This window comes from Polaromonas sp. CG_9.11 (assembly GCF_015752225.1).
GTDB lineage: Bacteria > Pseudomonadota > Gammaproteobacteria > Burkholderiales > Burkholderiaceae_C > Polaromonas.
Map to the genome: position 1 here is coordinate 52,625 of NZ_JADOVE010000003.1, position 11,334 is coordinate 63,958.

Here is an 11,334-nt window from a genome sequence, read left to right on the forward strand (position 1 = left end):
TTTAATCAATAATTATAAATAATGTAAGATTCGTCCACTCTTATTTGCTTGCCTTTGGAGTTTCCTGTTCAAACAAGGAGTACTCCTGGGCTTAACCAAGACTGACGACCTGCCATGAGTTCAACGCCTGATTCTTTCAATCCTGCCCATCTTGAAGCCTGGGCCAAGTCAGCCGCCAAATCCGCTCCTGGCGGTGACGTCAATGCCTTGAACTGGGAAACACCCGACGGCATCAGCGTCAAGCCGCTGTACACCGCCGAGGACATCAGGGACCTGCCCTACACCAACACCTTGCCGGGTTTCGAGCCTTTCATTCGCGGCCCGCAAGCCACCATGTATGCGGTGCGCCCCTGGACCATCCGCCAGTACGCCGGTTTCTCCACCGCCGAAGAATCCAATGCTTTTTACCGCAAGGCGCTGGCGGCCGGCGGGCAGGGCGTGTCAGTGGCTTTCGACCTGGCCACGCATCGGGGCTATGACAGCGACCATCCGCGCGTGACCGGCGACGTCGGCAAGGCCGGCGTGGCGATTGATTCGGTCGAGGACATGAAAATTCTCTTCAACCAGATTCCGCTCGACAAAGTCAGCGTCTCCATGACCATGAACGGCGCGGTGCTGCCGGTGCTGGCCGGCTATGTGGTGGCCGCCGAAGAGCAGGGCGTGGGCCAGGAGAAACTCAGCGGCACCATCCAGAACGATGTGCTTAAAGAGTTCATGGTCCGCAACACCTACATCTACCCGCCCGCGCCCAGCATGCGCATCATTGGCGACATCATCGAATACACGGCGCAGCACATGCCCAAGTTCAACTCGATTTCGATCAGCGGCTACCACATGCAGGAAGCCGGCGCCAACCAGGCGCTGGAACTTGCCTTCACACTGGCCGACGGCAAGGAGTATGTGAAGACCGCTTTGGGCAAAGGCCTGGACGTTGACGGCTTTGCCGGACGCCTGAGCTTTTTCTGGGCCATCGGCATGAATTTCTACCTTGAAGTTGCCAAGATGCGCGCCGCCCGTTTGCTGTGGTGTCGCATCATGAAGGGCTTTGACGCCAAGAACCCCAAGAGCCTGATGCTGCGTACCCACTGCCAGACCAGCGGCTGGAGCCTGACCGAGCAAGACCCGTACAACAACGTCGTGCGCACCACCATCGAAGCCATGGCCGCCGTGTTCGGCGGCACGCAAAGCCTGCACACCAATTCGTTTGACGAGGCGATTGCGCTGCCGACTGAGTTTTCGTCGCGCATTGCCCGCAACACCCAGCTCATCATCCAGGAAGAAACCCACATCACCAGCGTGATCGACCCCTGGGCTGGCAGCTACATGATGGAAAAGCTGACGCAGGACATGGCCGATGCCGCCTGGAAAATCATCGAGGAAGTCGAGGCCATGGGCGGCATGGTCAAGGCTGTGGACAGCGGCTGGGCCAAGCTCAAGATCGAGGCGGCGGCGGCAGAAAAGCAGGCGCGCATCGACAGCGGCAAGGACGTGATCGTCGGTGTCAACAAGTACCGGCTCAAGACCGAAGACGCGATCGACGCTCGCGACATCGACAACGTGGCGGTGCGCGATGGCCAGATCGAACGCCTGAAAGAAATTAGATCAAAACGCGACTCTGCGCAGGTGCAGCAAGCGTTGGATGCTATTACTTTTGCAGCAGAAAATAATTCCGGCAATTTGCTCGACCTGAGCATCCAGGCGATGCGCCTGCGCGCCACGGTCGGCGAGGTCAGTGACGCGCTTGAAAAAGTCTATGGCCGCCACCGCGCCGACACGCAAAAGGTCAGCGGCGTGTATGCCGCCGCCTACGACTCGGCCGAAGGTTGGGAAACCCTCAAAAGCGAGATCAACGCCTTTGCCGAAGCCGAAGGCCGCCGCCCGCGCGTGATGATTTCCAAGCTCGGCCAGGACGGCCACGACCGGGGTGCCAAGGTCGTCGCCACGGCGTTTGCCGACCTTGGCTTTGACGTGGACATGGGGCCGCTGTTCCAGACGCCCGAAGAATGCGCCCGCCAGGCGATTGAAAATGACGTGCACGCTGTCGGCGTGAGCACGCTGGCCGCCGGCCACAAGACGCTGGTGCCCGCCATCATTGCTGAACTCAAGAAGCAGGGCGCCGACGACATCATCGTGTTTGTCGGGGGCGTGATTCCCCGGCAGGACTACGAGATGCTGTACGACGCCGGCGTCAAGGGCATCTACGGTCCCGGCACGCCGATTCCGGCCAGCGCCAAGGATGTGCTGGAGCAGATCCGGGCTGCCCTGAAGTGACCGAAAGCCCATTGCTTGAGGGCGTGCTGCGCGGCAATGCTGTTCAACAGCGCCGCGCCATTGCCAAGGCCATTACCCTGCTGGAATCGACCCGCGCCGACCACCGCGCGCAGGGCGACGAGTTGCTGACCATGCTGCTGCCGCACACCGGCCAGGCGTTTCGCCTCGGCATCAGTGGCGTGCCCGGTGTCGGAAAGTCGACTTTCATTGAAGTGCTGGGCCTGTACCTGATCAAGCAGGGCCACCGCGTGGCGGTGCTGACCATCGACCCGTCCTCTAGCGTGTCGGGCGGTTCCATCCTGGGCGACAAGACGCGAATGGACATGCTCTCGGTCCACGAATCAGCCTACATACGGCCCAGCCCTTCGAGTTGCACCCTGGGCGGCGTGGCGGAGAAAACCCGCGAAGCCATGCTGGTCTGCGAAGCAGCGGGCTACGACGTGGTGATCGTTGAAACCGTCGGTGTCGGCCAGTCCGAAACCGCCGTGGCCAACATGGCCGACATGTTCGTGGTCATGCAACTGCCCAACGCCGGTGATGATCTGCAGGCGATCAAGAAAGGCGTGATGGAACTGGCCGACCTGGTCGTCATCAACAAGGCCGACATCGACGCCAATGCCGCCATGCGAGCCGAGGCACAGATAAAGTCCGCCATGCGCCTGTTCGGTCTCGTCAACAACGCCATGGGCGCGTCCCAAGCGGCTGACTTCGACAAGCAGTGGCATCCGCAAGTGCTGCAACTCAGCGCTTTGCACAACCAGGGCGTCGATGCGTTCTGGGCGGCGGTGACCGAGTTCAGAAAGTTGCAGACGACGAACGGCAAGCTGGCCAGCCGGCGTCAGCACCAGGCGCTGAGCTGGATGTGGGAGCGCATCGATGCCGGTCTGAAGCTGGCCTTCCGGCAAGACCCGGCAGTAGGCGCTCTGTTGCCGTCCTTGCTGGCGCAGGTCGGCAAGGGCCAGCTTCCCGCTTCGACTGCAGCACGAAATCTGCTCTCTGCGCATATGCAGCGGGCGCAAGCAGCTATTAAATAAATAGCATAAAGCCAGAACACAAAGAAAGCGAGCCATGCAGGAAATCCTTGAGCAACTGGAAAAAAAGCGCGCAGCAGCCCGCTTGGGTGGTGGCCAAAAGCGTATCAATGCACAGCACGGCAAAGGCAAGCTGACGGCGCGCGAGCGTCTGGACGTGTTGCTCGACGAAGGCACGTTCGAGGAATGGGACATGTTTGTCGAACACCGCTGCAGCGACTTCGGCATGCAGGACAACAAGATTCCTGGCGATGGCGTGGTCACCGGCTACGGCATGATCAATGGCCGGCTGGTGTTCGTTTTCAGCCAGGATTTCACCGTGTTTGGCGGCGCCTTGAGTGAAGCCCATGCCGAGAAAATCTGCAAGGTGATGGACCAGGCGATGAAGGTCGGCGCGCCGGTGATTGGCCTGAACGACTCGGGCGGGGCGCGCATTCAGGAAGGTGTGGCGTCGCTGGGCGGTTATGCCGACGTGTTCCAGCGCAACGTGATGGCCAGCGGCGTGATTCCGCAGATCAGCATGATCATGGGGCCGTCCGCCGGCGGCGCGGTGTATTCGCCCGCCATGACCGACTTCATTTTCATGGTCAAGGACTCGTCCTACATGTTCGTCACCGGCCCCGAAGTGGTCAAGACCGTGACCCACGAGGAAGTGACGGCCGAAGAACTGGGCGGCGCCATCACCCACACCACCCGAAGCGGCGTGGCCGACCTGGCGTTCGAGAACGACGTCGAAGCGCTCATCATGCTGCGCCGCCTGTACAACTACCTGCCGCTGAACAACCGCGAAAAAGCGCCGATGCGCCCGAGCGCCGATCCGGCCCATCGCATGGACATGAGCCTGGACACGCTGGTACCCGTGAGCGCCAACAAGGCGTACGACATGAAGGAACTCATCACCAAGACGGTCGATGACGGCGACTTTTTCGAGATCCAGCCCGAGTACGCCAAGAACATCATCATCGGCTTTGCCCGCATGGAAGGCCAGTCGGTCGGCATCGTCGCCAACCAGCCCCTGGTGCTGGCCGGTTGCCTGGACATCAAAAGCTCGATCAAGGCCGCGCGCTTCGTGCGTTTTTGCGATGCCTTCAACATCCCGGTCATCACCTTCGTCGACGTGCCCGGCTTCATGCCCGGCACCTCACAGGAATACGGCGGCATCATCAAGCATGGCGCCAAGCTGCTGTATGCCTATGCCGAATGCACGGTGCCGAAAATCACCGTCATCACCCGCAAGGCCTACGGCGGCGCATACGACGTGATGAGTTCCAAGCATTTGCGTGGCGACGTGAACTTTGCCTGGCCGAATGCCGAGATTGCCGTGATGGGCGCCAAGGGTGCGGTCGAGATCATCTTCCGCGAAGACAAGGGCGACCCGGTCAAGCTCGCCGCCAAGGAAGCCGAATACAAGGCGCGTTTCGCCAATCCCTTCGTCGCCGGCGCGCGCGGTTTTATTGACGACGTGATCCTGCCGCACGAAACCCGCAAACGCATCTGCCGCTCGCTGGTGATGCTCAAGGACAAGAAGCTCGAAAATCCGTGGCGCAAGCACGGCAACATTCCGCTGTAAGCGCCAAGGAAAAAAACACCATGTTTACCAAAATACTGATCGCCAACCGGGGCGAAATTGCCTGCCGTGTCATCCTCACGGCCCGCAAGATGGGCATCAAGACCGTGGCGGTGTATTCCGATGCCGACAAGGACGCGCGCCATGTCGAATTGGCAGATGAAGCCGTCAACATCGGCCCCGCGCCGAGCCGCGACAGCTACCTGCAGGCCGAAAAAATCATTGCCGCTTGCAAGCAAACTGGCGCGCAAGCAGTGCATCCGGGCTACGGTTTTTTGAGCGAAAACGCCGGTTTTTCCAAGCGGGTGGAAGAAGAAGGCATCGTTTTCATCGGCCCCAAGCATTATTCAATTGCCGCCATGGGCGACAAGATCGAGTCCAAGAAGCTGGCCGGCGCGGCTGGGGTGAACTGCATTCCGGGGGTCAACGACGCGATTGAAACGGCTGAAAAAGCGGTAGAAATTGCCCGGGGCATTGGCTACCCGGTAATGATCAAGGCCAGTGCCGGTGGCGGCGGCAAGGGCCTGCGGGTGGCTTTCAACGACAAGGAAGCGTTTGAAGGCTTCACCAGCTGCCGCAACGAAGCACGCAACAGCTTTGGCGACGACCGCGTGTTCATCGAGAAGTTTGTCGAGGAACCCCGGCATATCGAAATCCAGCTGATCGGCGACAGCCACGGCAATGTAATCTACCTGAATGAGCGCGAATGCTCCATCCAGCGCCGTCATCAGAAGGTGATCGAAGAAGCGCCGTCACCCTTCATCAGCGACGAGACGCGCAGGGCGATGGGCGAGCAGGCGGTGCAACTGGCCAAGGCCGTGAACTACCAGTCAGCCGGAACAGTCGAATTTGTCGTCGGCAAGGACCAGCGCTTTTATTTCCTGGAAATGAACACCCGCCTGCAGGTCGAGCACCCGGTGACCGAATGCATCACCGGCCTGGACTTGGTGGAACTGATGATTCGCGTGGCAGACGGTGAAAAGCTGCCGCTCACGCAGGCTGACGTCAAGCGCAATGGATGGGCGATTGAATGCCGTGTCAATGCCGAAGACCCGTTTCGCGGCTTTTTGCCTTCGACCGGCCGGCTGGTGCGCTTTCAGCCGCCCAGGGAAACCATGTTTGCGTCGGACATTGAGCACCTGTACGGCGTGCGGGTCGATACCGGCGTGCAGGACGGCGGCGAGATTCCGATGTTCTACGACTCGATGATTGCCAAGCTCATTGTTCACGGCACCGACCGCAACGACGCAATTACGAAGATGCGCGAGGCGCTGAACAGCTTTGTGATTCGCGGCGTCAGTAGCAACATTCCGTTTCAGGCGGCCTTGCTGGCGCATCCAAAGTTTGTGGCAGGCGACTTCAACACCGGCTTCATTGCCGAAAACTACGCCAACGGTTTCCGCGCCGAAGACGTGCCGCATGACGATGCCGACTTTCTGGTGGCGCTGGCTGCGTATGTGAACCGCCGCATTCGGGCGAGGGCGGCGGGCATCAGCGGTCAGTTGCCGGGCCATGGCGTCACGGTGGGCGAAGCGTATGTGGTGATTGGTCTGGGCGACAGCGGCCTGAACACACCACGACCTGCGGTGGTTCGGGATTATCAAGCTGTTTCGGGCTCCAGCGCCGTAGAGACAGGCGGTAAGCGCTATGAAATTTGCAGCGGCTGGCATCTGGGCGGCGCGCGCATTCGCGGCACCGTCAACGGCCAGCCGTTTGCCGCCCAGGTCGAACGCGGCGTGGGCAAGAACCCGCTGGCGATCCGCATCATTCACAACGGCACGCGGCTCGATGCCATGGTCTTGTCGCCGCGCGCTGCCGAACTGCATGCGCTGATGCCCTTCAAGGCACCGCCCGACATGAGCCGATTTGTGTTGTCTCCCATGCCCGGACTTCTGGTCGAAGTGGCCGTGCAGGTCGGCCAGAAAGTCCAGGCTGGCGAGCGCGTAGCGGTGATCGAGGCCATGAAGATGGAAAACGTTCTGTTCGCGGTAGCTGACGGCGTGGTCGGCAAAGTGCTGGCGGCCAAAGGCGAGTCCTTGAGTGTGGACCAGCCAATCGTGGAGTTTGCGTGATGCAGGCGGCACAGGTGCGGCCGTTCAAGGTACTGGGGATTCAGCAAATCGCCATTGGCGCCACCCGCAAGGACCGGCTGCGCAGGCTATGGGTCGATATGTTGGGGCTGGAGGTGACAGGGAATTTCGTCAGCGAACGCGAGAACGTGGATGAAGACATTTGCACCATAGGCAGCGGCCCGTTCAAGGTCGAGGTAGACCTGATGGAGCCGGTGGATATTGGAAAAAAACCTGCGGTTCACACCACGCCGCTCAACCATGTCGGCCTGTGGATTGACGACCTGCCAGCAGCGGTGCAATGGCTCACAGCGCAGGGCGTTCGCTTTGCGCCGGGCGGCATCCGACAAGGCGCGGCGGGTTTTGACATCTGCTTCCTGCATCCCAAGTCGAACGAAGAGTTCCCCATCGCAGGTGAGGGCGTGTTGATTGAACTGGTACAGGCGCCAAGAGAAGTTGTCCAGGCGTTTACTGCACAAACTCAGCGCTGAAAAAATGCTTGATTGCGAATTTTCGTCGGCATTTTGCTGTCGAAATGTTGCATCAACAGCGGGGGGTTTACTGTATGTCGAAGACCTCAGGCCACTGGAAAACGGGAAACTTGATTGCTTTTTATAGCGCAAGTGGACGACAGATTCGCGGGCTGAGTGGTTTACCAGTACCTCGTTGCTGACTGATGTAATCGCAGGCCGTGAATCCGCCAGCGCATTTAGAGCAGTCGGAGGCTCATTTCTTTGGGGAACGCTGTGCACGTGAACGCTCGAGCGCCGCCGTGATGGCCTCGCGTTTGCGTTCGGCCTCATCTGCATCGGGCTGCGTTCGCACTAGCGGCTGTCTTGTTCCGATCAATGGCGTTGTGACTGTTTTTTCAAGAATTTCAGCGTCTTTGCGCTTGTTCTGATTGATTCTTTTGCTATGAAGTTCATAGCGTCTCTGTGCTAAATGCGCTTCCGACTCTGACCAGGCATTCCAGCCCGTGCGGGTGTCGGTGACAATTTCCAGGCTGATGCAGTCGACCGGGCAGGCTGGCAGGCACAACTCGCATCCAGTGCATACGGGTTCGATCACGGTGTGCATCATTTTGTTGCTGCCGACGATGGCATCCACGGGGCAGGCCTTGATGCACAAGGTGCAGCCAATGCACCATGCTTCATCAATGACGGCAACGGCGCGAGGACTTTCCAGTCCGTTCAAGGGATTCAGTTGCTGTACCGGCAAGCCCGTGACCGCTGAAAGGCGTCTGATTCCTTCAACACCGCCGGGCGGGCACTGGTTGATGGCCGTTTCGTTTGAGGCGATGGCGTGCGCATAAGCCGCGCAGTCGTTGTAGCCGCAGCGCGTGCATTGGGTTTGCGGGAGCGCCGAATTGATTCGGTCAAAGAGGGTGTTGAGGTAGATCTGCTTCACGGCACCATTGTCCCACCGGATTTCAACCGCTCTTGGTGACGCGGTCACCTGATGGACCGCGCCAAGCTTTGTCAGGCGGCTGATTTTTCGGGAGGAATCGGCGTACTGGAAGCCACTTCGACACCTGCCTCAGGTGCCGTGACAGTTGTTGCAGATGGCGTTGCAATGGGCAACGCCGTTGCCGTCGGGATTGTTTCAGCAACAGGCTCAGACTTGCCCGCCGTGTTTTTCACGGCAACCAGAACTGGCTTGCCCACGGCAGGTTTTTCAACCGCGTCCGAAAGCTCTTTTGTCACCGCTTTTCCGGCGGAAACCGTGGATTTGAGACCGGCGGTGGTTGTCTTGGCACGACGCTTGCCAGCCGGATTCACAACTTCGGCGGTGACCGGCATGGTTGCCATATCAAGCGATGCAGGTGTTTCCAGCATGACATTTTTTAAGGGATTGGCTGCTTTTTTAACCGCTACTGCCGATTTTTCGATCTGTGCAATCGGCTTGTTGTGCTGAAGGATAAAGGTTTTCACCGCTGGATAGACGACATCGCGCCAGCGCCGACCGCTGAAAATACCGTAATGGCCTGCGCCCTCGGCTTCCAGGTGGATTTTTTGCCCGATTGCCACTCCGCTGCACATGTCAAGCGCAGCACGGGTTTGGCCGGAGCCGGAAATATCGTCCAGTTCGCCTTCCACTGTCATCACGGCCGTGGTCTTGATGTCGCCCGGTTTGACCCGCTCAAGGATACCTTCCGGGGACCTCACATCCCATGTACCGTTGACTAGTTTGAAATCCTGGAACACCGTCTTGATGGTTTCGAGGTAATAGTCGGCGTCCATGTCGAGGACGGCGTTGTACTCATCGTAGAACTTGCGGTGCGCTTCCGTGCTGGCGTCGTCGCCCTTGATCAGGTTCTTGAAGAAGTCGTAGTGGCTGGTGGCATGGCGGTCAGGGTTCATGGCCACGAAGCCGGTATGCTGCAGGAAGCCGGGGTAGACCCGTCGGCCCTTGCCCGCAAAACTGGAAGGGACGCGGTAAATCACATTGTTTTCAAACCATTCAAACGGCTTGGTCGTTGCCAGGTTGTTCACCGACGTTGGCGACAGGCGCGCATCGATCGGGCCGCCCATCATGATCATGGACAGGGGGGTTTTTTCCCCGCGGGATGCCATCAACGAGATCGCTGCGAACACCGGCACGGTAGGCTGGCAAACGCTGATGACATGGCAATTGCCGTACTTGCCCTGCAGATGCCTGATGAATTCCTGCACATAGTTGACATAGTCGTCAAGGTGGAAAGCGCCTTCCGACAGCGGAACGTTGCGGGCGTTTTTCCAGTCGGTGATATAGACCTTATGGTCTTTGAGCATGGTCTTGACCGTGTCCCGCAGCAGGGTCGAGTAGTGGCCCGACAAGGGGGCAACCACCAGCACGGCTGGCTGGTCCTTGAGTTGCGTCAGCGTGGCGGAATCATCGGTAAACCGCTTGAACCGGCGCAGTTCGCAAAACGGCTTGTCAACTTCAACGCGTTCATGAATCGCCAGGCTGACGCCTTGCTTGTCAACCTCGACCTGGTGGATGTCGAACGATGGCTTTTCGTAGTCCTTGCCGAGCCGGTACATCAGGCTGTAGCCTGCCGAGACACGTTGGGCCAGTGGATTTTTACCAAGAGGGGATAAAGGGCTGTTGTAGAGCTTTGCCGCCGCTTGCGCAAAGTCAACAAACGGCTCCATCAAAGTGCGCTGAGATTCATAGAGTTGATACAGCATTGGAAGGAACCTTTTTTGTGAAACGTTTTTAATAAACGAAATATGTTGCAGTGCAATATAACAGTCGAAACGACTTGCCAACTAATGATCATTACTGATTATTAACAAAAAATTACAACTTATTTTGGTTAACATGCCCCATTTTAGGGAGCAAATTGACGCTGCCAATTGATTGATATGCTATGAGAAAGGTATTGTTTTCGCATGAAGAGTTGCATTGCGCTATCGGAAAAAAGCGCTAACCTTTGAAGGAAAGCGGCACCAAAAATGTAAATTCAGTAGCGACTAATCAGTCAAGACTGTTCCTGCTCCGCCATCACTTCTGGATAAACATGCTCAACACGCTGGACGCCAATGCCCTTGACAGTTTGCTATCGCTGAAAAAATCCGACAGGATGCCGGTGATGTTCATGGGGCATGGCAGTCCCATGAATGCCATCGGCGACAACGAATACCAGCGCAGTTGGCACGCCCTGGGCGCCCGATTCGGCACAGATTTTCCCCGGCCCCAACTGGTCCTGTGCATCTCAGCGCACTGGCTGACGCAAGGCTGGTGGCTGACCGCCATGGCGCATCCCAAGACGATTCATGATTTTGGCGGATTTCCGCAGGAGTTGTTTGACCAGCAATACCCCGCACCCGGCGATCCGGACGCGGCCAGCGCGATCAGCCTGCTGATCCGGCAGCGTGCATCGGCGCCGCTGGGGCTGGACACCGGTGAATGGGGGCTGGACCATGGCGCCTGGTCGGTGCTCAAGCCGATGTTTCCCGACGCCGACGTTCCGGTGATCCAGCTCAGCATGGACTATGGGCGCGCGCCTGAAGACCATTACGCCCTGGCCAAACAGCTCAAGGCTCTGCGTGACCGGGGCGTGCTGATCGTGGCCAGCGGCAACATCGTGCACAACCTGCGCCAGATGCAGCGCGGTGCCAGCGGCAACCAGGCTTATGACTGGGCACTGGAGTTCGACCAGACAATAGGTGGCCAAGTTCAGCAGGGAAATCTCGATGCCTTGCAGAATTTCCTCAAACTCGGTTCTCTGGCGAAGATGGCCCACCCGACCCATGAGCATTATTTGCCCTTGCTGTATGCCGCCGGTGCGGTTGATGCGCGCGAGCCGATGCGGTTTTTGAACACCAGTTTCCAGGGGGGGTCGATTTCCATGCGCTCGATGGTATGGGGTTGAAAAGTGGTGCTATTAAATCAGTAGCTGTTAGAGCAATAC

At 58.6% G+C, this 11,334-nt stretch carries 8 protein-coding genes; 6 read left to right on the forward strand and 2 right to left on the reverse strand.

All coding sequences use genetic code 11. The annotated features are described in order from the left end of the window. Positions 1-114: 114 nt before the first annotated feature. Genes scpA through IWX85_RS03685 form a run of 5 tightly spaced genes read left to right on the forward strand, consistent with a single transcriptional unit; the run spans position 115 to position 7,429 of the window. Complete coding sequence (scpA, locus tag IWX85_RS03665; RefSeq protein ID WP_036811330.1) at positions 115-2,271, forward strand: methylmalonyl-CoA mutase; 2,157 nt, start codon at positions 115-117, stop codon at positions 2,269-2,271. Then, positions 2,268-3,305, forward strand: a complete 1,038-nt coding sequence (gene meaB / locus IWX85_RS03670; RefSeq protein WP_196868790.1) for a methylmalonyl Co-A mutase-associated GTPase MeaB — start codon at positions 2,268-2,270, stop codon at positions 3,303-3,305. The genes scpA and meaB overlap by 4 nt, the downstream gene beginning before the upstream one ends. A 34-nt stretch (positions 3,306-3,339) precedes the next feature. Further along, positions 3,340-4,872 (forward strand): acyl-CoA carboxylase subunit beta, encoded by a 1,533-nt coding sequence (locus IWX85_RS03675; RefSeq protein WP_196868791.1) that lies wholly within the window; start codon positions 3,340-3,342, stop codon positions 4,870-4,872. Positions 4,873-4,892: 20 nt separating this feature from the next. After that, a complete protein-coding gene (locus IWX85_RS03680) occupies positions 4,893-6,941 on the forward strand; it encodes an acetyl/propionyl/methylcrotonyl-CoA carboxylase subunit alpha (protein ID WP_196868792.1) in 2,049 nt (682 codons plus the stop codon). After that, entirely contained in the window at positions 6,941-7,429 is a 489-nt protein-coding gene (locus IWX85_RS03685) for a VOC family protein (RefSeq protein ID WP_036811343.1), read from the forward strand. Before IWX85_RS03680 ends, IWX85_RS03685 begins: the two co-directional genes overlap by 1 nt. Positions 7,430-7,664: 235 nt before the next feature. Here the strand turns inward: IWX85_RS03685 and rsxB are convergent, their stop codons facing one another. Continuing rightward, positions 7,665-8,345, reverse strand: coding sequence for an electron transport complex subunit RsxB (gene rsxB, locus IWX85_RS03690; RefSeq protein ID WP_196868793.1), 681 nt, complete (start codon positions 8,343-8,345; stop codon positions 7,665-7,667). A gap of 71 nt (positions 8,346-8,416) precedes the next feature. Continuing rightward, positions 8,417-10,108, reverse strand: a complete 1,692-nt coding sequence (gene phaZ / locus IWX85_RS03695; protein ID WP_036811346.1) for a polyhydroxyalkanoate depolymerase — start codon at positions 10,106-10,108, stop codon at positions 8,417-8,419. A 332-nt stretch (positions 10,109-10,440) separates the two neighbouring features. Here phaZ and ygiD point away from each other — a divergent pair, with 332 nt between their 5' ends. Continuing rightward, positions 10,441-11,295, forward strand: a complete 855-nt coding sequence (gene ygiD / locus IWX85_RS03700) for a 4,5-DOPA dioxygenase extradiol (protein WP_196868794.1) — start codon at positions 10,441-10,443, stop codon at positions 11,293-11,295. The last annotated feature ends 39 nt before the right edge of the window (positions 11,296-11,334 follow it).

What these genes read in the sequence shown, in the direction of transcription:
- phaZ (WP_036811346.1), bottom strand. Translation starts at nt 10,108, where the DNA reads ATGCTGTATCAACTCTATGAATCTCAGCGCACTTTGATGGAGCCGTTT.
- scpA (WP_036811330.1), top strand. Translation starts at nt 115, where the DNA reads ATGAGTTCAACGCCTGATTCTTTCAATCCTGCCCATCTTGAAGCCTGG.
- IWX85_RS03675 (WP_196868791.1), top strand. Translation starts at nt 3,340, where the DNA reads ATGCAGGAAATCCTTGAGCAACTGGAAAAAAAGCGCGCAGCAGCCCGC.
- ygiD (WP_196868794.1), top strand. Translation starts at nt 10,441, where the DNA reads ATGCTCAACACGCTGGACGCCAATGCCCTTGACAGTTTGCTATCGCTG.
- IWX85_RS03685 (WP_036811343.1), top strand. Translation starts at nt 6,941, where the DNA reads ATGCAGGCGGCACAGGTGCGGCCGTTCAAGGTACTGGGGATTCAGCAA.
- IWX85_RS03680 (WP_196868792.1), top strand. Translation starts at nt 4,893, where the DNA reads ATGTTTACCAAAATACTGATCGCCAACCGGGGCGAAATTGCCTGCCGT.